Raw genomic sequence first — 25,141 nt, forward strand, 5'->3', positions numbered from 1 at the left:
TGGCCTGACGTCATGGCCTGACGTCACGGACGGCCGTCCGCCCCGAATGTCTTGACATGACTCCGCGCCCGAGCGCAGACTTCCGAACATTCCACCCCCACCCATCGAGATTCATCAGCAGGAATCCGGAAGGCGGTCCCGTGAGCGCTCCCGTGAACGTTCACGGGAGCGCTCACGGGAGAGTGGGAAGCCGCACGGCAGGCCGGTCGCCCGCCCGTAGGTGATCTCTGCCGGCCCCGGATCCCGTTCGTCACCCAGAAGGAGTCGTGACCCCTTGCTCTCCGAGTTCTCCCCCCGTGTTTCGGACACCGTGCCGGGCCGTGGTGCGCTCCGCCCGGCGCGCTCGTGGCTGCACTCGGACGCGCCCACCCGCTCGCTGAACGGGCCCTGGCGGTTCCGGCTGTCACCCACGGCGTCCGTGGCGGAGGACTTCGCGGCCGAGGACTTCGACGACCGGAGCTGGGAAGACCTGCCCGTACCCTCCCACTGGGTGCTCGAAGGCGACGGCGCCCACGGCCGTCCGATCTACACGAACGTCCAGTTCCCGTTCCCCATCGACCCACCGCACGTCCCGGACGAGAACCCCACCGGCGACCACCGCCGCCACTTCGACCTGCCCGCCGACTGGGCGGACGCCGAGCGTGTCGTGCTGCGGTTCGACGGTGTCGAGTCGCTCTTCCGGGTCTGGGTGAACGGGGCGGAGATCGGCAGCGCGAGCGGCAGCAGGCTCGCGCACGAATTCGACGTGACGTCCGCGGTCCGCCCGGGCGACAACGTCGTCGCCGTACGGGTGTACCAGTGGTCGGCGGCCAGTTACGTCGAGGACCAGGACCAGTGGTGGCTGCCGGGAATCTTCCGCGACGTCACCCTGATCGCCCGCCCGGTCGGCGGCCTGGAGGACGTCTGGCTGCGGACCGGGTTCGCCGACGGGCACGGCCGGGTCGACGTGGAGATCACCGCCGAGCCGACGGCCTACCCGGTCACCCTGCGCATCCCCGAACTCGGCATCGAGCGCACCTGGTCCGACCCGGCCGAGGTGACCCCCTTCGACATCGCCGACGTGGAACCCTGGTCGGCCGAGCGGCCGCGCCTGTACGACGTGACCGTGTCGACCGCCGCCGAGACCGTCACCCTGCGGGCGGGCTTCCGCACGGTCGAGATCCGCGGCGACCGGTTCCTCGTCAACGGCCGTCGCGTCGTGTTCCACGGCGTGAACCGCCACGAGACCCATCCGCTGCGCGGCCGTGTCTTCGACGAGGAGCACGCCCGCGAGGATCTCGCCCGCATGAAGCGGTTCAACGTGAACGCCATCCGCACCAGCCACTACCCACCGCACCCGCGCCTGCTCGACCTCGCCGACGAATTCGGATTCTGGGTCGTCCTCGAATGCGACCTCGAGACGCACGGCTTCGAGAAACTGAACTGGGTCGGCAATCCCAGCGACGACCCGACCTGGCGCGCGGCGTACCTCGACCGTATCGAGCGCACCGTCGAACGCGACAAGAACCACCCCAGCATCGTGATCTGGTCGCTCGGCAACGAGGCGGGCAGCGGCAGCAACCTCGCCGCCATGTCGGCGTGGGTCCACGCCCGCGACGCCGAACGCCCCGTGCACTACGAGGGCGACTACACCGGCGAGTACACCGACGTCTACTCGCGCATGTACGCCTCGGTGCCGGAGACCGAGCAGATCGGCACCGACGGATCCCGCTTCCCGCTGCTGGGCTGCACTCCCGCCCAGGGCGCCCGGCAGCGCACCAAGCCGTTCCTGCTGTGCGAGTACGCCCACGCGATGGGCAACGGGCCGGGGGCGTTCGACCAGTACGAGGCGCTGGTCCACCGGTACCCGCGGCTGCACGGCGGCTTCGTCTGGGAGTGGCGCGACCACGGCATCTCGACCACCACCGCGGACGGGACGCCGTACCACGCGTACGGCGGCGACTTCGGGGAGGTCGTGCACGACGGGAACTTCGTCATGGACGGCATGCTGCTGAGCGACGACGTCCCGACGCCGAGCCTGCACGAGTTCAAGGCCGTCGTCCAGCCGATCCGCTTCACCTTCGACGCCGACAAGGTGACGATCGCCAATCTGCGGCACACCGCGGACACGTCCGACCTGCGCTTTCGCTGGCGTGTCGAGCACGACGGCACGCCCGTCGACTCCGGGTACCTGAAGGTCCCGGCCGTCGTGGCGGGAGACTCGGGCCGGGTCTCGCTGCCGAGGATCCCGGTGGCACCGGACGCCGAGACCTGGCTCACCGTCGAGGCGGTGCTGGCGGCCGGAACCGCGTGGGCGGCCGCAGGGCACGTGGTCGCGACCGCCCAACTGGACCGGTCGCTTCACCGCCCCGTGCGGGCCGCGCGCGCCCGGACCGGTTGGAAGCCCGGTGACGGAACGCTGACGCTGGGCCGCGCCGAGTTCGTCGACGGATCCCTCGCGCGCCTCGGCGGCCGCGAGGTGACGGGCCCGCGGCTGGAACTGTTCCGTGCGCCGACCGACAACGACGAAGGCGCGTGGGGCGATGTCGCGGAGAGCGACGCGAACATCGACGGGGTGTCCAACGCCGAGCTGTGGCGGCGCGACGGCCTCGACCGGCTGACCACGCGCCGGGTGTCGCTGGAGCGCGCCACCGGGGCCCTGCGCACGGTCGACAAGGTCTCCGCGGCGAACTCGGGATCGTGGGTGATGGTCGAGTCCGTCTGGTCGCTGGAGGGCGACGAGTTGGAGCTGCGGGTGGAGGTCGAGCCGTCGCGCGGGTGGCACACGGTGTGGCCGAGGATCGGGATCCGTTTCGACCTGCCCGACGGGGACGCTCCCGTAGACGGCGCCGAGTGGTTCGGCCTCGGCCCGCTCGAGTCCTACCCCGACAGCCTGCGGGCGGCACGCACGGGCCGCTTCTCCGCCACGGTCCGCGACCTGGCCGTCGACTACGCCCGTCCCCAGGAAACCGGACACCGCTCCGCCCTGCGCCGGTTGACGCTGACGAGCGCCGAGACCGAAGTGCTGCGCATCGAGGCGCTCCCCGACACACGCGGTCGCCGACCCGGGTTCACCCTCAGCCGGCACACCCCTCAGGAGATCGCCCGAGCGGCACATCCGTTCGAACTGCCGACCTCGACGACGAGCCACCTGATCGTCGACGCCGCCCAACACGGGCTCGGTTCGCGCGCGTGTGGCCCGGACGTGTGGCCCGAGTACGCCCTCCGCCCGGAATCCCGCACGATCAGGCTGCGCATCACCTGATCCGCCACTACGGCCTGCGCCGCACGAGGATCTCCGTGCGGCGCAGGCCCTGGCACGTCACCCCTCGTGCAACGACCGCCCGCTGGTTCGCCTGGTACGTCGGCTTGCGCTGGAGTGCGCTCCAGGTCGTAACGTCGCAGACAGCACGGAGCACGAAGCCCGTCCCTTCCGGGGCCCCTCACGGGATGCCGGGCGGCTGGAGTCGCTGGACGGATGGAGGGCCTCCGTGCGGTCCGGACGACGAACGACGAACGAGTGCGCAGGGAAAGGCTGGGACACGGCATGCAGAAGCGCAGTCTGCGGGACCTCCAGGTATCGGCCATCGGCCTGGGATGCATGGGGATGTCCGCCTTCTACGGATCCACCGATCAGGCGGAGGGGATCGCGACCATCCGGCACGCCCTCGACCTCGGGGTGAACTTCCTCGACACCGCGCAGATGTACGGCCCGCTCACCAACGAGTCGCTCCTCGGCGAGGCGATCCGGGGGCATCGCGAGGAGTACGTGATCGCGACGAAGTTCAACTACCGGATGGACAACGCCGTACCCGGCGACATCAGCACGGTCGGCCCGCAGGACGGCTCGGCCGAGCACGTCCGCAGCTCGGTCCACGGCTCCCTGGAGCGGCTGGGGACCAGCCACATCGACCTGTACTACCAGCACCGGGTCGACCCGAACGTACCCATCGAGGAGACGGTCGGCGCGCTGGGCGAGCTGGTCGACGAGGGCAAGGTGCGGTACATCGGCCTGAGCGAGGCGAGCGCGGAGACCATCCGGCGCGCCCACGCCGTGCATCCGATCACCGCGGTGCAGAGCGAGTACTCGCTGTGGTCACGGGACGTGGAGGCCGAGGTGCTGCCCGCCTGCCGTGAGCTGGGCATCGGCTTCGTGCCGTACTCGCCGCTCGGCCGCGGTTTCCTCGCCGGGCGGTTCACCTCGCCGGACGAGCTGGACGCGAACGACTGGCGTCGGGAGAACCCGCGCTTCCAGGACGCCAACCTGGCGGCGAACCTGCGGCTGGCGGCAAAGGTGAAGGAGATCGCCGCCGAGAAGGACGTGACCCCGGCCCAGCTGGCCATCGCCTGGGTGCTGGCGCAGGGCGAGGACCTGGTGCCGATCCCGGGCACCAAGCGTCGTACCTACCTGGAGCAGAACGCCGGCGCGGTGGACATCGCGCTGACCAAGGAGGACCTGGCGCGCATCGATGCGGAGCTGCCCGAGGCGGCGGGCGAACGGTACGACGAGGCGGGGATGCGAGCCGTCGACCGCTAGCCGGGAGGGGGAGGGGAGCGGGCGTCCGCAGCAGCTGACCGTTCTGTCGGCACCGTCGAAGCCGCCGACCGCATGCCCGCTCCCTGGAGTCCGGCGTTCTACAACTGCACGGTGGTGCCGGGGTCGAGGCGGTTGATCGGGGTGCCGGTCAGGCCGTTCTCGCCCAGGAGGTGGGCGGTGGACTGCCGGCCGAGGTCGCTGAGCATGAGTTCGTGGATCTGGATGATGCGCTCGGGCTTGACGGCGCGGACGAACTCGGCGGCTTCGCCGAGCTTGGTCCACGGGCCGCTGGTCGGCAGCAGGAGGGTGCGCACGGGAGCGTCGGGTACGAAGTAGGCGTCGCCGGGGTGGTAGAGGGCTCCGTCGTCGAAGAGGTAGCCGACGTTGTCGGGGCACGGGATGTCGGCGTGGATCAGCGCGTGGCGGTGGCCGTGGACGGTGGCGGTGAGGGAGCCGACGGTGAGGGTGTCGCCCGCGGCGACGGCGTGGACGCGGCTGTTCCGGCCGCCCAGGGCGGTCGCCACGGCGGCGGTGCCGTACACCTGTAGCTCGGGCTGTGCGTCGAGCGCGGCGGCGACGAGCTTCTCGTCGAAGTGGTCGAAGTGTTCGTGAGTGATCAGTACGGCATCCGCCCGGGAGACGGCCTCTGCCGCGTCCGGGGTGAAGGTGCCGGGGTCGATGACCAGCCGAGTGCCGTCCTTCTCGAGCGTGACGCAGGCGTGGGCGTGCTTGGTGAGCTTCACCGCGGGTCCTTCCGGTACGAACGACTTCCTGCAATTAAACTGTACACCTGGGCTGTAGATAATGTTCGAGGGGAGCGACTCGATCCGGCGTGAAACAAGGCACCCGAGCTGTACAGCCTGGTTGGTCAGTGTGAGTAGGCTGGCGCCATGGACGACAACCAGCTGGCCGAAGAGCTTCGCCAGACCATCGGACAGCTCGTGCGTACCGTGCGCGCCGCCGACACCATGCCTCCCGGCGAGGCCGCCGTCCTGGGCTACCTGGACCGCAGCGGCCCGATGACCACCGCCGACGTAGCCCAACAGCGGGGAGTCACCCACCAGTCGGCCGCCAAAGCGGTCAAGGAACTCCTCGGTGAGGGCTTTGTGCGTGCCGAGGCGCACCCCAGCGACGGCCGCAAACTCTTGCTCCACCTCACGCCCGCGGGACGTGACCGCCTGGCGGAGGAGCGCCGACGCCGAGCGGACTGGCTCGGCACCGCGATCAACGACGTCCTGAACTCCGACGAGCGCGAGACGCTGGCCGCGGCGGTGCCCCTGCTGTCACGCCTGACCGCACGCCTGAAAGCCAAGTAGGCCAAGTCCGGCTCCTGCGGATCGGACCGGCCTTCCGTCGTGCCGTCATCGAAAACGGATACGCTAAGTCCGAAATTCCTGTGGTGGATCCGTGTCCCCAGTCGATCCGGCCGAGAGGTGACCGCTTCATGTCGTCGGAGGCCCTGCCGGTTCCGGGAAGCCCTGTCTGGTGGGCGAGCCGTACGCCTGCCCCTGAACATCGGCGAGGTCGTCCCCCGATGGACGCCGGGCTGATCGTCGAGACGGCCCTGAGGCTCATCGATGAAGTCGGGATCCAGGCGCTGACCCTGCGCATGCTCGCCGACACCCTGAACTCGGGTACGGCGACGCTCTACCGGCACTTCAACGGCAAGGACGAACTCCTCGCTCTCGTCGCCGACAGAATTCTGGGCGAAGTCCGCGTCCCGCCCGAGAAGCTCGACGGCCTGTCCTGGCGGCAAGCGGTGGCCGTTGCGGCGGACGCTCTCTATGGCACCCTGTGCCGGCACCCCAACGCGGTGTCCCTGCTGGCGGCCCAGGTGCCCGTCGGCCCCAACGCCCTGCGGGGCAGGGAACGGCTCATCGCACTGTTCCTGAGTCACGGGTTCCCGGTCGACCTGGCCGCCCGTGCCTATACGGCGATCGGCCACTACGTGATCGGTTTCGCCATCCAGCAGCACGGCCCCGGGACGCCACGCCCCGAGGACCAGGTGCACCTGCGGGACTACTACCACTCGCTCGACCCGGCGACGTTTCCGGCCACGACGGCCGCGGCCGACGAGTTGACCTCCGTCGCGCTGCACGACGAGTTCCGGTTCGGGCTGGACCTGCTGCTCGACGGGCTGGAGAAGGCCGGACTCGGCCTGTCGCAGGAGCGAGGCTGACGACCTCGTCGACCGACCCGCCGTTCAGTGCCAGCCGGTCCATTCGGCTACGGCGCGGCCCATGACCAGCTCAAGGTCGCGGCCTCTCAGCCAGGGCAGTTCCTCGGTGAACATGGTCACGGCCGCGTGCCAGGAGCAGCGCAGACGCGTGATGTCGGTGCCCCAGAACATCCGCTCGGCGCCGTACGCGTCGTAGACCTGCCGCAGGACGGCATGGGTGCTCGCGTACGGATACGCGTCCGTCGCCAGGCCCGGCACGCCCGTCGCCTTGACCCCGACGTTGGGGTGCCGCGCGAGGGCGAGGAGGGCGTCGAGGTGCGCGGCCGCGTCGGGCAGCGTCTCGAAGGGGTTGGTCGCGAGGTGGTCGATCATCAGGCGCATGTTCGGGTACCGCGCGGCGATGTCGCCGACGCAGGACAGGTGCGCGGGCATCACCCACACACCTACGGCGATCCCGCGCCGGTCGGCGGCCGCCCAGAGCCAGTCGAGTCCGCCGGACGCCAGGCGGCTCTCGAGCTCGGGCCCTACCAGCAGAAAGCGCAGACCCAGCATGCCGGGCCTCTCCAGCCAGGTGTCGACGAGGGACTCGTCGGCGTCCCGGTCGAGGGGGAACCAGCCGAGGGTCGCGAACCGGTCGGGGTGCTGTTCGGCCGCCTCCACCGCATAGTCGTTCGAGGCCGCGTCCCAGGTCGCGGGACAGTTGATCGCCCGGTCCACGCCTGCCAGGTCCATGTCGCGCAAGGCCGCTTCGACGGTGTACGGCGCGCGCCAGTGGTGCGGGGGCGCGCTGTCGCCGGCCCAGAGATGGATCTGTGCGTCGATGATCCGCACGGGACTGCCTCTCAGTTCGAGATGTCGGGGCTCGGCAGGCCGCTCAGGCGCGCGGCCGTCCAGTCGGCGATGAGCGCGTCACGGTCGTGCTTGTGGTTGTAGACGCAGTGGTTGCCGTCGGAGAAGACGACCATCCGTTTGTCGTCCGTGGGCGCACCCCGGAGAAGGATCCGAGCGAGGTCCATCGAGACCATGGGGTCCTCGCCGCCCTGTACGACCAGCAGCGGATAGCCGGCGTTGGGCCCGCCGGCGAGCGGGGTGACGGTCTTCCAGACGTCCACCGCGCGGGCCGCGTCCTCGGTTCCGCAGGCGGCGACCATCTTCGAGAAGAAGGTCCCCATGGTCGGCGGCACGAGCCATGGAGCGTGGATCCCTCCGTTGTCGACACACGCCCGGATCCGGGTGTCCTGCGCCGCGACGGCCATGGCGACACTGCCGCCCATGCTGTTGCCGATGAAGCCGATCGGGCGGCCCGGCGAGCGCTCGTCGAGGAAGCCGACGGCTCGTCCGTACGCGTCGCGCCAGCGAGCGGTGAGGTAGTGCTCGTGCGTGAGCCTCGTCTCGCCCTGCCCCGGACCGTCGAGCAGCAGCGCGTCGACCCCGCGCGCCGCGAGCGCCTCGCCGACGCTGTCGAAATCCATGGCCCAGCCCTCGACGCCCCCGATGACGACGGCGGATCCGACCGCGGTGCCGTCCGCGAGGACGAGCCATCCCGCCAGGGGACCGCAGTCGGTGTCGATCGTGACGCGCTCACGGTCACCGCTCGGTTCGACGGCCCGCGCGTACAGTTCCGCGGCTCGCGCGAAGATCGCCCGGCGTTCGGCTGTGTCCGACAGCATCATCATCTGGCTCATGCGCAGCAGGGCGGACGCACGGCGCAGGTACGCGATCCGCGTGGGTCTTCCACCGGCCCCCCTGGCGTCCTCGACGCGGCGCGAACAGGCGTCCGCCAGCTCCGTCGCGGCCGAGCGCCAGCCCTGCCCCTCGACCACACGGGCACGCAGCTCGACGGCATCCGCGTGATCGACGCCGTAGCCGGTCATGCGCGCCCAGGAGAACTGGCGCAACGCCGCCTGCGATTCGGCCGAGAGCCTCGACACGGACTCCTCCGTCTCCGCGCGGCTGCCGACGAACGTGAGGTTCACGACCGGAGCCGAGCGGCCCTCGATGACCTCCTGCGGTGCTGACATTCCTGAAACCCCTCCTGATCGGCCTGGCGCGAAGCGGTACGCCAGGGGGCTGCAAAGCGAGCTGCGGCGGCGTGCGGTGTGCCGGCGTTGCCCCCGCTCAGCGGTGTCGGGGGGCGACGGTCCTGGTCACTTCGGGATGAATGCCTCGGCCGCCGTGGCGAAGGAGGCCGTCCAGTCGGTCGTGATGATGCTGCCGATGTATCCGTCAGGCCGGACGAGGATCAGTGCGTCTCCGGCGACGCCGTAGATGCTGGTCAGCCGACCGGTGTCGTCGGTGATGCGGTCGCCGTCGATTCCGCGCCCGCTGCGGACCGCGTAGCGGCGCAGTGCGGCACCCTCCGTCGGCCAGGTCAGGTCGGGCAGGGCCTTGGTGGCCCCGGGGCCGAAGGCCAGCAGGGTGAAGTGCGGCCCTCGGTAGAGGTCGAAGAGGCGTCGGGTGCCGGGTGCGGTGCACGGCGCGTCGGGCGCGCGGTCGCCCACGTGCAGGGTCTCGGTGGCCGGAGCGTCGGCGGGCGCGAGCGGACCGCCCCGGTAGGTGAGCCCGAGCTGGCGCTCTTCGTCTCCGCGCTTCAGACCGGCGACGCTGTGCTTGCCGAGGCTCTGATAGAGCTCGCTGGACTTGCCGAGGACGCCCGCGGCGATGGGGAGCCGTTCGGCCTCGTAGCTGTCGAGCAGGCTGTCCGGCGCGCCCGCGATCGCTTGAGCGAGCTTCCAACCCAGGTTGTAGGCGTCCTGCACACCGGTGTTGAGGCCCTGTGCGCCGGCCGGGGTGTGCACATGGGCGGCGTCGCCCGCGAGGAAGACCCGCCCCTGACGGTAGTGCTCGACGAGTCGGACGTTGGGCCGGAACACCGAGACCCAGGTGATGTCGCGGAGCTTGAGACCGGTGAGCGCGTGGAACCGGTCGGCCAGGGCGCCGTGGTCGAGGTTCGGGGTGTCGCCCGGCTTCAGCCGGATCATCAGCTGGAACTGGTCGGAGTGCGGCAGCGGACAGGCTCCCGCGGACGCGCGGGGCCACATGTGCCATCTGTCGCGGGACAGGCCGTCGATCGTGCCGTCGATGATGAGGGTCTTGTCGGAGTCGTCGGTGTCTCCGACGAAGCCGAGACCGGTAGCCGCCCGCACGGCGCTCGCGCCGCCGTCGGCGCCGACGAGGTACTTGCTACGCACCAGCTCGCCGGTGGAGAGCGTCGAGGTGACGCCTTCGGCGTCGTGTGCGAAGCCCTCCAGCGCGACGCCGTACTCGACGGCCAGTCCGAGCCGGTCGAGCAGGCGGTGCAGGATGGCGTCGGTACGGTGCTGCGGCAGCAGCAGGATGTTCGGGTAGGGCACGTCCGGGGTCGGCTTGCTCCGCTGCTGCATTTTCCACGGCGCGGTGACCGGCCCGACGTGGAGCCCCGCGAGGGGGTACGGACCGCCCTCCGCCAACGCCTCGTTCAGCACGCCGAGGTCCTCGAACACTTCCTGGGTACGGGGCTGGATCCCCTTGGCGCGGGAGCCCTCGAAGGCGTGCGGCGCCTTGTCGACGACCCGGACGCGAAGGCCGCGCCGCGACAGGTCGGCCGCCAGGGTTGAGCCGGTCGGACCGGCCCCGGCGATGAGGACGTCGATGTCGACGTCGATGTCGTGGATCTCTGTCATGGTGATCGACCTCAATCGATTCTCTGCACGAAGGGCGGCGCCCACCCCGGGCTGCGGAGGTCCGCGGACTGGACCCGCGTCCGCGTCGACGGCGCGTGGCAGCCGACGGGACGAAGCGCTTTCCGGCCGGCGTCGAGTTGCCTCCCGCCGTCCCCCAGTAATCGGATACGTTGTAGCCGATTCATTTTGGTTACACCGTAGCCGTTTATGGGATGTGCGGCAAGCCTGGCGGAGGCGCAGGCGGGGCCTGGGCCGAGGTCGGGCCGAGGTCGGGCCGGGGGGTGGTGTCCGGGCCGGCCGCTCTTGGGCCGGCCGCTGCGGAGAGAGAGCGCGTCTGCCGTAGGCACGCCTGCGGAACGGTCCGGTACCACGGGCCCGGCGCCGCGCACGGTCGTCGGCGGTGGGCTGGACGCCCTGTACCGGCCGTGCCGGCGCGCCGCGGGCGGCGCCGAAAACTCAGTGGTCCGCGCAGCAGGGCGTCGGGTCGGGAACCTCGAACGGGACCAGGGCGCCGCCCGCTGCGGGCATCGCGGTGAGCACCAGTTCACCGCTCTGCCACAGCGGACGCACATGACTGTGCGTCACCAGCCGCGTGGCAGGGTCGGGTTGACCAGTCGTCCCCAGTACCGCGACGCGGTCGATCGCGGACACGGACAGCACCTCCTCGACCGACAGCGTGCCGCGCAGCACGTCCACTCCGCGGTACAGCACCGCGCGGCCCACGGCGTCCGGGGCGCCCTCGGTCGCCTCGTACCCCATGGCCACCAGACGCGCGCGCACGTCGTCCGGTTCCTCGCCCGACTCCGGCGCGAGGGAGACGACGACGCGCGGCCGCTCGCCCCGCACGAGGTGGGTGCAGCCGAACCCCCCTACGGTGAGGGGGAGTTCGGCCGCGAACGTGCGGAGCAGGTGGTCGGCGGCGCGCAGATCGCGCAGACCGGCGTCCACCGTGAGGACGTACGGGGTGAAGCCGTACGGCGTGCGGACGGGCGGTGTCACGACGGCAGTACCCACACCGGGTTGGTGTAGAACCACAGGTCGGCCCACGGGTCGGCGTCGCCGACGACATCGATCGCCGGGCCGGCCGGGTCGACGGCCGCACCCATGGCGCCGACGGCGCTGCGGTTGCCGTCCGAGCCGCGCAGCCGGACGTACACCGGTCGGTCCACGCGTCCCAGGTCGTAGGTGAGCCGTACCGTCCCGCTCGCCTTGTTCACCTCGTAGGTGCGGACGACCTTCGCGGTCGGCGCGGTGAACGTGTCCTTGTCGGAAACCGGTCCCGTGACATCGCCCTGGATGACGTCCACACGTGCCAACTTGGGTTCGAAACCCGCCCAGTTGGCGCCCCCGGCGAGCGCCACGTCGACCGTCAGCGTCACCTTCGTGCCCTTCTTCACGTGCAGGGCGCCGCCGAGGGTGGCCCAGCGGCTGCCGCCGGCGACCCGCACGTCGAGCCCGCTGAGCAGCTGTCCGTGGTCGACCCAGATGCGCCCGGCGCGGATGCCGTCCATGACGGCGGCGTAGGAGAAGCCGTCCGAGCCGACGTGGGTACGGCTGTACTGGCCGGGCCAGTAGTCGCCCTGGGAGATGTCGATCCGGCCGCCGTAGACCGGGTCCTGGTAGCGGCCGTCGGCGTCGAAGTCGCCGCCGGGGCCGCGCACGGCGGTGTCGGCGTAGACCTGGTGGGAGTCGGAGTTGGCGGTGATCCACCAGGGCTTGCCCTCGGCGATCAGGCTGTCCCACAGGCCGCCGACGGTGGCCGTCATCCAGTCGAAGCCACCCCAGGTCCGGTAGCTCTCCAAGGGGTACCCGGCAAAGGAGTTGGCGCTCGGGCTGTTGTCGTAGATACCCCGAGCGCGGGCCGGGCCGAGCGGGGCCGGCAGGCCCGCGGCCTGGTGGCCGGGGGCGCCCTCGAAGCCGACGGCGATCTGGTGGCTCGTGGGCGTCGCGTCGCGCCAGGCGCGGATCTCGTGCGGGGAGTCGACACCGCGCCGCGCCGGGTGGTTGGCGAGCATCAGCGCGTCCTTGACCTTCCGGCGTCGGACCTGCTCGCCGAGGAAAGCCAGACCGGCGACGGCGAGGGCCTCGTTGGCGGGTGTCGAGTCGGAGGCGTTCTTGACGCTGCCGTCGTAGTCGGTTTCGAACTGCTTCAGGACCGAGACCTCGTTCTGTCCAGGGTGGACGAAGACGGTGCCGTGTTCCGCGCCCGGGATGTTCCACTCCAGGCCCTGGAAGACGAGAGTGTCCTCGTGCGCGGTCCGGGCCTCCTTGATGTCCGGGTTGACCTTCTCCACGCCGATCCTGGCGTGCGTGGTGCTGCCGTGGTCGGTGATGACCAGCCAGTCCATACCGTGCCTGGCGCCCTGCCGGACCTGGTCGACGACGCGGTACTTGCCGTCGCTGCTGTACTGGGTGTGGATGTGGTGGTCGCCGGCCAGCCAGAGGAAGCCCGTGGAGCGTCGGCCGCCGCCGGCGGAGGCTGCCGGTGTGGCGGCGGCCGGAGTCGCTCCCGTCGTCTGGCCGAGCACGCTTCCGGCGGCCAGCCCGGCGCCGAGCAGTCCGGCGCGGCGCAGCAGCGAACGGCGGGACCGCTGTTCGGGGCTGAGTGCCTGGTCGGGCACGGAGGCATCGAAGGCGGCGGGCAGCGCGGGGGCGGCCTCGTGGTCGTGGTGGTGCTCGTGGCCGTGGTGGTGATGGCCGTGCGCGTGTCCCATGCTGCCCTCCCGATTGCCGCTGCCTTCTGCGGCGGCCTTGCGCGGCGCGCGTGTGCCGCGTGAGGAGGATGAGGGCAAAGTATGAACGGTGAACGACCACAGGGTGAGCGGCGGCCGACCCGGACACGGCGGCTGAGGCCAGTCCCGCAGTGATCGAAAAGCCGGGTCAGGAATCGGTTGGTCGAAGGACGAGACCGGCGCGGGCGCGAGCCGCAGCGGCGACTCCAGTACGTGCGCCCCGCCGGGAACCGGCTTCCAGCCCAGCCCGCGACACGTGGTTCCGGCACGGCTGACGGTGGGTGTGGCCGACGGCGGGGTGTCGTCAAGGCATCAAGGCTCCGCGTCAGGACGGGGCGAGGACGCAGAACTCGTGGCCCTCCGGGTCGGTCAGGCACGTCCACGGGACATCGCCCTGGCCGAGGTCGAGGTCGGTGGCTCCGAGGGCCCGCAGCCGGTCCACCTCCGCCGCTTTGTCGTCACCGGGGTACGGCAGCAGGTCGAGATGGACGCGGTCCGGCACGGTCTTCACGTCGGGAGTGCGGAGAAATTCGAGATACGGGCCGCCGGCACCGCTGGCGGAGCGCAACGACGCATGATCGTCGGTCACGTCGTGCACGGTCCAGTCCGTCGCCTCGCCCCAGAACCGGGCCATGGCCCGCGGATCTACGCAGTCGACCACCACGGTGGCGATCGGCCCGGTGTCCCGGTAGATCTCCCGGGGCTCCAGCACGCAGAACTCGTTGCCCTCCGGGTCGGCGAGGACCGTCCACGGCACGTCGCCCTGGCCCACGTGGACGGGCGTCGCACCGAGTTCCTTCAGGCGCGCGACCAACTCCGCCTGATGGGCCGGGGAGGTGGTGGCGAGATCGAGGTGCACACGGTTCTTCGTCGTCGTCTTGGGTTCCGGGACGGGAACGACGTCGATGCCGAGGGCGACCGGGTCCGGCCAGACGAGACCGTCGGCGGGTCCGACGTAGGTGGTGAGTCCAGGGCTGTAGGCGCTCCAGCCGAGCGCCTCCGCCCAGAACCGGCCGACCGCCGAGCCGTCAACAGCCTTGATGTTCACCTGAACAGGTCGCAGCGCCATGTCCGCGATCCTATGCGCCCGAGCCGCGAACGACCTGCGCAGGCACGGTCGCCATCCCCTGCTGCCACTGCCACTGCTGCTGCCACGCTGGCGCGATCGGCGACCGCCCTCGCCCACGGGCCGACCCCGCCACCAACACCTCGACCCGGACGGGCAGGCGGGCCGTCGCCCGGAGGCCGATCCGCGATCCGACAGTCCCGCCACGCGGGCATGTCGTCAACATGTCAAGGGATGCGGCGAAAGAAGGTCCGGAAAGATTTCAACTTTCGAAGGCTTGCCGAGACTGAGAACTCATCAGTTAAATCAAGACGTGAACTAAGCGTCGCAGCAGTGACCTTGGCGTACCGCCGCGGCTGCTGCCGCGCTCTCGTGTCCTTTTCCCGACGCACCCGCAGGGACCTTCATGAGACTCAGATCCCTGGGTGTCGCGCTCGCCGCCACGGCAGCGCTGATCACCCTGCCCACCATCCAGCCACCAGTGGCTGTGGCCGCCGACGCCAACCTGTCCCAGGGCAGAACGGCAACGGCATCCTCGAACGAGAACGCGGGCACGCCCGCGCCCTACGCGGTCGACGGCGACACCGGCACCCGATGGTCCTCGGCGGCCACCGACGACCAGTGGCTGCAGGTCGACCTCGGAACCGGCGCCACGATCAGCCAGGTCGTCGTCAACTGGGAGGCGGCCTACGGCAAGGACTACAAGATCCAGTCCTCGTCCGACGGCAGCACCTGGACCGACCTGCGCACGGTCACCGGCGGAGACGGCGGCACCGACACGCTCGCGGTCTCCGGCCAAGGCCAGTACGTACGTCTGCAGGGCGTCCACCGGGCGACACAATGGGGCTACTCCGTCTGGGAGTTCCAGGTGTTCGGCGCCACCGGTGGAACGCCTCAGCCCGGTGACTGCTCCACGGTCAACTCGGCGCAGGGCAAGACCGCTTCGGCGTCCTCGACGGAGAACGCCGGCACCCCCGCGTCCGCCGCGTTCGACGGCAACGACTCCACCCGCTGGTCCAGCCAGGCCTCGGACCCGCAGTGGCTGAGCGTCGACCTGGGCTCGTCCCAGGACATCTGCGGGATCGACCTGAACTGGGAAGCCGCGTACGGCAAGGACTTCCAGATCCAGACCTCCGCCGACGGCCAGAACTGGAACACCCTCAAGACCGTCACCGGCGCGACCGGCGGTCGTGCCTCCTACGACGTCAGCGGAACGGGCCGCCACGTCCGCGTTCTCGGAACGGTCCGCGGGACGGTCTACGGCTACTCGCTCTGGGAGTTCGCCGTCCGCACCACGTCCGGCGGCACCGGGGGCCCGGTCCAGGGCGGCGGCGACCTCGGCCCGAACGTGATCGTCGTCGACCCCTCCACACCCAACCTCCAGCAGAGGTTCGACCAGGTGTTCGCCCAGCAGGAGACCGCCCAGTTCGGCTCCGGCCGCTACCAGTTCCTGCTCAAGCCGGGAACCTACAACGGCATCAACGCCCAACTCGGCTTCTACACCTCCATCTCAGGCCTCGGGCTGAACCCCGACGACACCCAGATCAACGGCGACATCACCGTGGACGCGGGCTGGTTCAACGGCAACGCCACGCAGAACTTCTGGCGTTCGGCGGAGAACCTGGCGATCACACCGTCGAACGGCACGGACCGCTGGGCCGTCGCCCAGGCCGCGCCGTTCCGCCGCATCCACGTCAAGGGCGGCCTCAACCTCGCCCCCAACGGCTACGGATGGGCCTCCGGCGGCTACATCGCCGACTCCAAGATCGACGGCACGGTCGGCCCCTACTCCCAGCAGCAGTGGTACACCCGGGACAGCTCCGTGGGCGGCTGGACCAACGGCGTGTGGAACATGACGTTCACCGGCGTCCAGGGCGCCCCGGCGACCAACTTCGACACCGGCCCCTACACCACGCTGGACACCACCCCGATCTCCCGCGAGAAGCCGTTCCTGTACCTCGACGGCAACGACTACAAGGTCTTCGTCCCCGCCAAGCGCACCAACGCACGCGGCGTGTCCTGGCCCGCGAACGCCGGCACCTCGCTCCCGCTCGGCCAGTTCTACGTCGTCAAACCCGGCGCGACGGCCGCCACCATCAACACCGCACTGGCCCAAGGCCTGAACCTGCTGTTCACACCCGGCGTCTACCACCTCGACCAGACGATCAACGTCACCCGCGCCGACACCGTGGTGCTCGGGCTGGGCCTGGCGACGATCGTGCCCGACGGGGGTGTCGACGCCCTGCACGTCGCGGACGTCGACGGCGTCCGGCTGGCCGGATTCCTCATCGACGCCGGCGCCACCCGGTCCGACACCCTGCTGCAGATCGGCCCGGCCGGAGCCGCCGCGGACCACTCCGCCAACCCGACCACCATGCAGGACGTCTTCATCCGCATCGGCGGCGCGGGCCCCGGCCTGGCGACCGACTCCGTCGTGGTCAACAGCGACGACGTCGTCATCGACCACACCTGGATCTGGCGTGCCGACCACGGCGAAGGCGTCGGCTGGGAAACCAACCGTGCCGACTACGGACTACGGGTCAACGGCGACGACGTCCTGGCCACCGGCCTGTTCGTGGAGCACTTCAACAAGTACGACGTCGTATGGAACGGCGAGAGAGGGCGCACGATCTTCTTCCAGAACGAGAAGGCCTACGACGCCCCCAACGCCGCCGCCATCACGCACGACGGCATCGTCGGATGGGCGGCCTACAAGGTCGCCGACACGGTGGCCGTGCACGAGGCCTGGGGTCTGGGCAGCTACTGCAACTACACCTCCGATCCCTCGATCGTGCAGCGACACGGCTTCCAGGTCCCGGTCAAGACGGGCGTCAAGATGCACAACCTCCAGGTGATCTCCCTGGGAGGCAAGGGCCAGTACGCCCATGTCATCAACGACACCGGCGCCCCGACCTCGGGGACGGACACCGTGCCGTCGAAGGTGACCTCGTTCCCCTGATCCACGGGAGGTACGGCGCGTCGCACCGTTGAACCCGCTGCCGGGGCCATGAGTCAGGGGCCCCGGCAGCGGGCTGACGGGGCGCCGCGGTCGGCTCGCAGCAACGCGTGACGGTTCCGGCGCTGGGGTGACCGCCGTCAGGAGACGTTCGAGGTGGGTGGGAGGCTCTCGAAGCAAGCTGAGCGAGCTCCCGGGGGGCGATCAGTCGTCGAAGTAGGCCTTGGCGACGGCGTAGGTGTCCTCGTAGAGGTGGTAGCGGGTGATCAGCCCGTCCCGGACCGTGGCGTGCAGGGCGAAGGCGGTGTCGATGTCCCGGCCCGTCCTCCTGACCTCGGAGACCATGCGTCCGACGAGCACCACTTCGTCGCCCTCGGCGATGATCTGGCGGAGGTCGAACTCCTTGGCCTGCACATGCGTCTGAAGCAGCTCGAAGAACGTCCGCATGCCCTGCGCCGAGTCGACCTCCGGCACCCAGGGGATGCCCGGCGGATGCGGGATGGAGAACGACACCGAGTCGGCGAACAGCGCCGCCGCCTCCGCACTCCTCCCCTTCGCCAGCAGCGGGAACAAACGTTGCACAGTCCGTGTCGGTGACTCTGCTGCCATGTGCGCCGACCCTACAGGTCGCACATGCGAGGCGGGCGGTGTGCCGCGGTCATGACCGCGGCGACTCGGGGCACCCGAACGGGCATGAAGGCGAAGCCGGCAAGGCGCGTGCTGCTTGGGACCGTTGTACTGACGGTCCTCCCCTTCGCCGTGTCATGCGGTGACCAGGAACACGAGGGAGCCGGTGGACCGGCCGCGGCGGGACCGCCCGCCCTCGCGGGATCCGGGACCCACCTCGTCATCACCACCGAGAACGGGCTGGTGCTGCGCCCCGCCGACGGCCGTCGTATCACCGTCGACGATCGCGCAGACGGCGAATGGTCGCACGACGACGACACCTGGACCCTGGACCTGTCCTGCACGGACCGGGAGGGAGAGCGGGAGCGGGGCGAGGAAGCGTGTCCCCGAACGCCCTACGTGAAGGTCCCGGACGGCGTGAGTGTCACGGTCAGTGCCCGTAACGCGGGCGTCGACGTGGCGGGACTCGCCGCGGCGCTCGACGTCACGACCGTCAACGGCGATGTGACGGTGACGCGTTCCGGGAAGGACGACGCACCGGTACGGCTGGCCACCCGCAACGGCTCGGTGCGCGCGACGGCACTCGACGCGGGCCGGCTGCACGCGGCGACCACCAACGGTGACGTGATCCTCGCGTGCGCCACCGCGCCGTCGGGTGTCACCGCCGCCACCACCAACGGCTCGGTCGCCGTCACCGTTCCGCACGACGCCCCCGCCTATCTGGTCACGGCCGGTACGGACAACGGCCGGGCCACGGTGGGCGTGCCCACGAGCGACGACCGCCAGGGTCCGGCGATGACCCTGACGACGGTCAACGGTGACGTCGGCGTGCGCCGAGACTGAGTCCGGCGGCCTCCGCCGATCCCCTCACAGACGCAGACGCAGACGCAAACGCCGATGTCGTGGCGCGCCCCGCGAGGGCGCGTGAGCCCGACGCGGGCACGTCCCGCATGCCGCTCCTCAATCCGCTCGCGATCCAGTCCAATTGAACGTTTCAATACGCTGACTCAAGCTGGACCCGTGATGCGGCGTGAAGGGGAGACCTTCCGCTGTACGTCACATCATGGCTTTGAACTGGGAGTTGAGAATCTCCCCACGTGCGTCCTCGAGCAATCCCTGTGAGAAGTCTTGACGCTTGCCAGGGTCGAGCTTAGCGTCTGCGCCTGCACAGTAGAACGATTCAATTCAGCGCAGCGCAGCGCTTCGCCCGTCGGTGCGGAGTCGCGGCTGTCTGTCTCGTGCTTCCGCGTCCTGCTGAAGGGAGTCCCGCACGTTGCCCGCACCACGCGACACCGCCGGCCCGTCCCGCCGTCAGATGCTCACCGCCACGACCGCGGTGGCCGTCACGGCGGTTGGCCCCACCACGGCGGCCCGCGCCGCCGATGCGGCACCCCGCCCGGTCGAAACCGCGGGCGGGGTCGGTGCCGACCCCGCCCTCGCCGCTTTCGACCTGTCCGAGGTCCGGCTCCTGGAGAGCCCCTTCCTCGCCAACATGCGTCGCACCTGCGCCTACCTGCTCTTCGTGGACGCCGACCGGCTCCTGCACACCTTCCGCAGGACCGTCGGCCTGCCCTCCACGGCCGAGCCCTGCGGCGGCTGGGAGGCTCCCGACGTCCAGCTCCGTGGCCACACCACGGGCCATCTGCTCAGCGGCCTGGCCCAGGCGCACTCCGCCACCGGTGACTCCGCGTACGCTGACAAGGGCAGGGCTCTCGTCGCCGCGCTCGCCGAGTGCCAGTGGGCGGCCCCGTCCGCCGGCTTCACGCCCGGCTACCTCTCGGCGTTCCCCGAGTCGGTCTTCGACCGGCTGGAGGCGGGCGGGAAGCCCTGGGCGCCCTACTACACCCTGCACAAGATCATGGCGGGTCTGCTCGACCAGTACCGGCTGAGCGGCAACCGCGAAGCCCTGGAGGTGCTGCGGGGGATGGCCGCGTGGGCCGAGGCCCGCACCGCGCCGCTGTCCTACGAGCGGATGCAGAACCTGCTGAAGGTCGAGTTCGGCGGTATGAACGACGTGCTGACGCGGTTGTACCAGGTGACGGGTGACCCTGCCCACCTGCGCATCGCCCGGCGGTTCGACCACGAGGAACTGTACGCCCCGCTCGCCGCCGGCCGTGACGAGCTCGCGGGCCGCCACGCCAACACCGAGATCGCCAAGATCGTCGGAACGGTGCCGTCCTACGAGGCCACGGGGGAGTCCCGCTACCTGGACATCGCGGACACCTTCTGGACGACCGTCGTACGCCACCACTCGTACGCCATCGGCGGCAACTCCAACCAGGAACTCTTCGGGCCGCCCGACGAGATCGTCAGCAGGCTCTCCGAGGTCACCTGCGAGAACTGCAACAGCTACAACATGCTGAAACTGGGGCGACATCTGTTCCTGCACCGCCCCGACCGCGCGGAGTACATGGACCACTACGAGTGGACCCTCTACAACCAGATGCTGGCGGAGCAGGACCCCGACTCGGCGCACGGGTTCGTCACGTACTACACCGGTCTGTGGGCCGGCTCCCGGCGCGAACCCAAGGGTGGACTCGGCTCGGCCCCGGGCAGTTACAGCGGCGACTACGACAACTTCTCCTGCGACCACGGCACCGGCCTGGAGACCCACACCAAGTTCGCCGACTCGGTCTACTTCCGCTCCCGTGACCACCGGTCGCCGTCGCTCTACGTCAATCTGTTCATTCCCTCCGAAGTCCGCTGGCGGCAGGGTGGAGTGACGATCCGTCAGCAGACGCGGTACCCGTCGGAGGGGCAGACACTGCTCACCGTCACCGCGGGGCGGGGGCGCTTCGCGCTGCGGATCCGGATCCCCGCCTGGGTGGCAGACACCGGACACGCCGCCGCGCTGAAGGTCAACGGACACCCGTTCACCACGCGGGTCCACCCCGGTTCGTACGCCACGGTGGAACGCTCCTGGCGCGCCGGGGACACGGTCGAACTGACCCTTCCGCGCCGGGTCGTGTGGACCCCGGCACCCGACAACCCTCAGGTGACCTCGCTGTCGTACGGCCCTCTGGTGCTGGCGGGCGAGTACGGCGACACCGAACTCGCCACGGTCCCGACGATCCGCCCGCAGTCGCTGCGCCCCGTCACCGGCACCTCCACCCGGTTCATCGCGATCACGGACGACCGGACCGTGGCACTGCGGCCGTTCCACGAGGTGCACCACCAGCGCTACAACGTCTACTGGGCGGTGACCCCGCGCCGGGGCCGCGCCCGGGACGTCGCCCACTATCCGTTCGACGAGGGGACGGGCACCGCCGCCGACCGCACCGGCAGCTTTTCCGGCGCGACGCCGTCCCCGGGCGCCATCTGGGAGGACGACGGCACCGGGCCGGCCGTGTCCCTCAACGGCAGCGGTGGTCATGTCGTCCTGCCCGCGGGCCTGCTGAGCGGACTGGACGAGGTGACGATCAGCGTCCGGGTCCGGGTCGACACCCTCGCCGCCTCGGCCCGCGTCTTCGACTTCGGCTATCACAAGGACACCTATCTCTTCCTGGCGGCCACCACCGGTGCGGGGCGCGCCCGGGCCGCGCTGAAGATCGCCGGCATGGAGCGGGAGGACTTCGTCGACGCCACCGGCCCCCTGCCCCTGGGCCGTTGGGCGCACCTCGCGCTCACCCTGGGCGGCGGCACCGCAGTGCTCTACCTGGACGGCGCCGAGGCGGGCCGCAACCCGGCCATGGCCGCGAGCCCGCTGCTGCTCGGCAGGACGACCCGCAGCTTTCTCGGGCGCTCACAGAACAGCACCCACCCGTACCTGCACGGTGCCGTGCGCGATCTGCGGGTGCACAACCGGGCCCTCACCGCGTCCGAAGTGGCGCGGCTGGCGACCGGCTGAGCACCTCACCGCTTCGCACCCGCAGAACCCGCAGCACCCGCAGCACCCACACCTTCCTCTTCCGGCCCCTCACGGCCGCGCGCCGCACTTCGCAGGAGCTCCCGCATGTCCGACATCACCCCCGGCCAGACCCCCGAAGTCCCGCTGTCCAGACGTGGATTCGTCGCGGCCGCGAGCATCGGCACCGCCGTCGCCACGGGCCTGCCCGGTCTCGGCCTCGCCGTACCGGCCGCCTCCGCCGCGCCCCGGGACACGGCCCCCGGCACCGCCCCCGCCGCCTTCACCACCCGGCGCTTCACCGACCCGCCCAAGGACAGCCGCCCCACCGTCTACTGGTACTGGAACGGCCCCGTCACCGCGGAACTCGTCGACCGGCAGCTGGCCGACCTGCGGGACAAGGGCATGTACGAGGTGATCCTCTTCTCCTTCGACAACGATGCCATGCGACCCGTCTTCTTCACCGAGGACTGGTTCGACATCGTCGAGCACGTGCTGCGCACCGCGGAACGCACCGGAATGCGCGTGTGGCTTTTCAACGACGACCACTTCCCGAGCGGCCGGGCCGGCGAGTACATCGTCAAGGGCGGCACGGTCGGCTCCCGCACCTACCGGCCCCGCCCGGACCTCCGGCTCAAGGCCCTGTGGCGTTCCACCACGGTGGTCCAGGGCCCGGCCCGCGCCGACCTGCGGCGCAGCACCGGCGTGGGCGTAGAGGCCGGACACCTGGTCGCCGACGCAGCGGTCCTCGGCGGGGCCACCGTGCTGCGCGGCGGGGAGCGGTGGAGCGACCTGACCGTCACCGCGAGCGCCAAGGCGGACCACACCGCCGCCGGGCTCGTCGTACGGGCCTCCGCCGACGCGCTGGACGGCTACGCGGTCGCCTTCGACCAGACCGGTGTCGTCACCGTGCAGCGACTGACCCGGGACGCCGACCCCGTGCAACTGCTGCGCAGCACCCGGACCGACGGCTTCAACAAGACCAAGTACCACACCCTCGCCGTCACCGTCCGCGGTGCCACCGTCTCGGTCACCCTCGACGGCCGCGACAAGGGCTCCGTGACCGACGAGCACCACCCCTCGGGGAGCGTCGGCGTGCGTGCGGTCGGTGACGAACGCGGCCTGTGGGACAGCCTCGCCGTCACCGCGGACGACGGCACCACGCTGTACTCGACGACGTTCGACGGCGCGGCCGCCGCGGCCGACTTCCCCGAGCGGGAGTCCCTCGGCGTCACGGCCGTCGCCGCCGCGGCCCGCCCGGCCGGCTCCACCGACGGGTCCGAAGTGGTCGACCTGACGGCACGGCTCGGGAAGGACGGCAGCTGGCAGGTCCCCGAGGGGCGTTGGCAGATCGACCTGTTCGGCGGCGTGCCGCTGATCGACGACACCCAGGGCTACAGCCGCAGTTACGTGGACCTGCTCGACGACGAGCCCGTACGGCTCTTCCTCGACATCGTCCCCGGCGAGTACCACCGCCGCTTCCGCCGGTACTTCGGCACCGTCGTCCCCGGCTTCTGGGACGACGAGCCGTTCTTCGCCTCCGCCGAGGCCCACTTCAAGCGGCTGCCCTGGTCGCCGACGCTCGACAAGGCGCTGCGCGCGGTGGACGTCGAGCCCGGCGTCGCCTACGCCGCCGCCTTCGACGACCTCGGCCGCACCGGCCGGATCGCGCGCGGCCGCTACTGGCAGGCCGTCTCCAACCGGTTCGCCCAGTACTTCCGCGCCCAGGCCCGCTGGTGCGAGGAGCGGGACGTCGCTCTGATCACCAACCCGCTCTACGACGAGGCCGCCCCCACCAAGCGCATCCCCACCACCGGCGACCTGCACAAGGTCAACCAGTGGGCCCAGGTCCCCGGCGGCGACATCATCACCGCCGAGTACGTGGCCGGGCAGCAGACCATGCTGCCGCGCAACCCCGTCTCGGTCGCCCACCAGATGGGCCGGGAACGCGCCCTGATGGAGATGTTCGGCAACATGGGCTGGCAGGTCACGCCCGGCTTCGTGCACGCGACCGTCGGGGCGCAGGCCGCCCGCGGGGTCAACCTCACCGTCCTGCACGCGCTGTGGACCGACGAGGCGGTCGTCTACTTCCCGCCGCCCTTCGGCCCCCGCGCACCCTGGTGGTGGTCCATGCGACCGCTCGCCGAGTGGATCGGCCGGGTCATGGAGGCCGGCCGCGGCAGGTCCGCCGCCCGTACGGCGATCCTCCAGCCGCAGCGGGCCGCCGAACAGTGGTCCGGCACCGACCGGCAGGGCGCGATCGACGGCGCCCTCGCCGACGCCGCCTACGCGCTGGAGCGCGCCCAGGTCGACTTCGACCTCCTGCACGAGGGCGCCCTCACCGACGACCCGGACCTGCTGGCCCACGCCCGCGTGCGGTCCGGCCGCCTCGCCGTCGGAGACGCCCGCTACGACCTCGTCGTGCTGCCGGTCGTCCCGACCCTGGACACGGTCACCGTCCGCGCCCTGACCGACTTCGTCCGGGCCGGGGGCACCGTCGTCGCCGTGGGCACGCTGCCCGTCGACGAGGCCGACGGCAACGACCGCTCCCTGACCCGCGCCCTCGACGACCTGTTCGGCGACGGTGTCCCCGGCAGCCGCACCCTCGGAGGGGGACACGCGGTGCGCGTCGCCGACGTGACCGCCCTGGGCGCGGCCGCGCAGGACGCCGGCGCGGCGGTCGCCGTCCTGGAACCCGCCCGGGAGGCGATCCGTGCCCTGCGCGTCACCCGGGGAGACGACACCGCCTTCCTCTTCAACAACGAGAGCGCCACGGCCGTCGCGACCACCGCGGTCCTGGCCGCCGAGGGCGTCCCGGAGCTGTGGGACCCGGCGACCGGTGGGACCACACCGGCGCCCGTCCACCGGACGAGCAGGCGCGGCCTGCACATACCGCTGACCTTCCAGGCGTACGAGACCCGGATCGTCGTCGTGCGCCGCAACGCCACGACCCCGCCCCACCTCACGGAAGCCTCCGCGGACGTCCTCTCCGTCGAGCGGCACGGCCGCGAACTACGGGCCACGGTCGAGGTGTCGGAGCCCGGCATCCATCGGCTCACCGGTACCGACTCCGGCCGCACCTACCGGGCCACGGTCCGCGTCGACGACCCGCTCACCCCCGTCCCTCTCACCGGTGACTGGACGCTCACCCTGGATCGCGACGGCGACACCCCGGTCACCGGCCCACTCGGCAGCTGGACCGCCACCGCCCCGCTGTTCTCCGGCAGCGGCACCTACACCACGCGGATCGACGTGGACCGGGCCGTCCTCGACGGCCGGCGCGTGCTGCTCGACCTCGGCGACGTGCGGGACGTGGCCGGGGTGACGGTCAACGGCCGGGAACTCGACCCGCTGCTGTGGGCGCCGTTCGTCACGGACGTCACCGGCCTGCTCGTCCCCGGAGACAACCGCCTCGCCGTACGCGTCTCCAACACCCTCTCGAACGAACGCAACAAGCCACTGCCCTCCGGGCTGCTCGGCCCGGTGAGCCTGCGCTTCCGGCGCCGCGTGACCGCCGTCCTCGACCGCGTGTGACGCGCCCCCCAGCAGAAGGAACCAC

The 25,141-nt window shown here is 70.9% G+C and carries 16 protein-coding genes; 8 read left to right on the forward strand and 8 right to left on the reverse strand.

Features of this window, described 5'->3' with window-relative positions; genetic code table 11:
• The first annotated feature begins 274 nt into the window (after positions 1–274).
• Positions 275–3,244 carry a glycoside hydrolase family 2 TIM barrel-domain containing protein gene (locus OHU34_RS41815; RefSeq protein ID WP_405771627.1) on the forward strand — a complete coding sequence of 990 codons (2,970 nt, stop codon included), beginning with the start codon at positions 275–277 and terminating at the stop codon, positions 3,242–3,244.
• A 282-nt stretch (positions 3,245–3,526) separates the two neighbouring features.
• Entirely contained in the window at positions 3,527–4,516 is a 990-nt protein-coding gene (locus OHU34_RS41820) for an aldo/keto reductase (RefSeq protein WP_405771630.1), read from the forward strand.
• Between the two features lie 98 nt (positions 4,517–4,614).
• On the opposite strand, the gene OHU34_RS41825 is transcribed toward OHU34_RS41820, so the two are convergent.
• Positions 4,615–5,259, reverse strand: coding sequence for an MBL fold metallo-hydrolase (locus OHU34_RS41825; protein ID WP_230196417.1), 645 nt, complete (start codon positions 5,257–5,259; stop codon positions 4,615–4,617).
• Between the two features lie 147 nt (positions 5,260–5,406).
• Between OHU34_RS41825 and OHU34_RS41830 the strand changes: the two genes are divergently transcribed.
• Positions 5,407–5,832 (forward strand): MarR family winged helix-turn-helix transcriptional regulator, encoded by a 426-nt coding sequence (locus OHU34_RS41830; RefSeq protein ID WP_142268306.1) that lies wholly within the window; start codon positions 5,407–5,409, stop codon positions 5,830–5,832.
• A 218-nt stretch (positions 5,833–6,050) separates the two neighbouring features.
• Positions 6,051–6,695 (forward strand): TetR/AcrR family transcriptional regulator, encoded by a 645-nt coding sequence (locus OHU34_RS41835; protein WP_200839991.1) that lies wholly within the window; start codon positions 6,051–6,053, stop codon positions 6,693–6,695.
• 24 nt (positions 6,696–6,719) lie between these two features.
• Here OHU34_RS41835 and OHU34_RS41840 read toward each other — a convergent pair whose 3' ends face one another.
• From OHU34_RS41840 to OHU34_RS41865, 6 genes are all read right to left on the reverse strand, one after another.
• Positions 6,720–7,526 carry an amidohydrolase family protein gene (locus OHU34_RS41840; protein ID WP_405771635.1) on the reverse strand — a complete coding sequence of 269 codons (807 nt, stop codon included), beginning with the start codon at positions 7,524–7,526 and terminating at the stop codon, positions 6,720–6,722.
• 11 nt (positions 7,527–7,537) lie between these two features.
• Positions 7,538–8,716: an alpha/beta hydrolase gene (locus OHU34_RS41845; protein WP_405771638.1), complete on the reverse strand. Its 1,179-nt coding sequence runs from the start codon at positions 8,714–8,716 to the stop codon at positions 7,538–7,540.
• Between the two features lie 126 nt (positions 8,717–8,842).
• Positions 8,843–10,357, reverse strand: coding sequence for an FAD-dependent monooxygenase (locus tag OHU34_RS41850; RefSeq protein WP_405771641.1), 1,515 nt, complete (start codon positions 10,355–10,357; stop codon positions 8,843–8,845).
• 456 nt (positions 10,358–10,813) lie between these two features.
• Complete coding sequence (locus OHU34_RS41855; RefSeq protein WP_405771644.1) at positions 10,814–11,371, reverse strand: hypothetical protein; 558 nt, start codon at positions 11,369–11,371, stop codon at positions 10,814–10,816.
• Positions 11,353–13,071 (reverse strand): PHP domain-containing protein, encoded by a 1,719-nt coding sequence (locus tag OHU34_RS41860; protein ID WP_405771647.1) that lies wholly within the window; start codon positions 13,069–13,071, stop codon positions 11,353–11,355. The genes OHU34_RS41855 and OHU34_RS41860 overlap by 19 nt, the downstream gene beginning before the upstream one ends.
• Positions 13,072–13,414: 343 nt before the next feature.
• Positions 13,415–14,158, reverse strand: a complete 744-nt coding sequence (locus tag OHU34_RS41865; protein WP_142268300.1) for a VOC family protein — start codon at positions 14,156–14,158, stop codon at positions 13,415–13,417.
• Between the two features lie 403 nt (positions 14,159–14,561).
• Between OHU34_RS41865 and OHU34_RS41870 the strand changes: the two genes are divergently transcribed.
• Positions 14,562–17,114 carry a discoidin domain-containing protein gene (locus tag OHU34_RS41870; protein WP_405771650.1) on the forward strand — a complete coding sequence of 851 codons (2,553 nt, stop codon included), beginning with the start codon at positions 14,562–14,564 and terminating at the stop codon, positions 17,112–17,114.
• 201 nt (positions 17,115–17,315) lie between these two features.
• Here the strand turns inward: OHU34_RS41870 and OHU34_RS41875 are convergent, their stop codons facing one another.
• Positions 17,316–17,693, reverse strand: coding sequence for a nuclear transport factor 2 family protein (locus OHU34_RS41875; protein ID WP_405771652.1), 378 nt, complete (start codon positions 17,691–17,693; stop codon positions 17,316–17,318).
• Positions 17,694–17,804: 111 nt separating this feature from the next.
• Between OHU34_RS41875 and OHU34_RS41880 the strand changes: the two genes are divergently transcribed.
• The 3 genes from OHU34_RS41880 to OHU34_RS41890 all read left to right on the forward strand — a co-directional run bounded on the left by OHU34_RS41880 (position 17,805) and on the right by OHU34_RS41890 (position 25,116).
• Entirely contained in the window at positions 17,805–18,581 is a 777-nt protein-coding gene (locus OHU34_RS41880) for a DUF4097 family beta strand repeat-containing protein (RefSeq protein ID WP_230195915.1), read from the forward strand.
• Between the two features lie 430 nt (positions 18,582–19,011).
• Positions 19,012–21,585, forward strand: a complete 2,574-nt coding sequence (locus tag OHU34_RS41885; protein WP_405771654.1) for a beta-L-arabinofuranosidase domain-containing protein — start codon at positions 19,012–19,014, stop codon at positions 21,583–21,585.
• Positions 21,586–21,690: 105 nt separating this feature from the next.
• Positions 21,691–25,116 carry a glycosylhydrolase-like jelly roll fold domain-containing protein gene (locus OHU34_RS41890; RefSeq protein ID WP_405771657.1) on the forward strand — a complete coding sequence of 1,142 codons (3,426 nt, stop codon included), beginning with the start codon at positions 21,691–21,693 and terminating at the stop codon, positions 25,114–25,116.
• The last annotated feature ends 25 nt before the right edge of the window (positions 25,117–25,141 follow it).

Origin of the sequence: Streptomyces sp. NBC_00080, assembly GCF_045041255.1 — a bacterium.
Classification (GTDB): domain Bacteria; phylum Actinomycetota; class Actinomycetes; order Streptomycetales; family Streptomycetaceae; genus Streptomyces; species Streptomyces coriariae.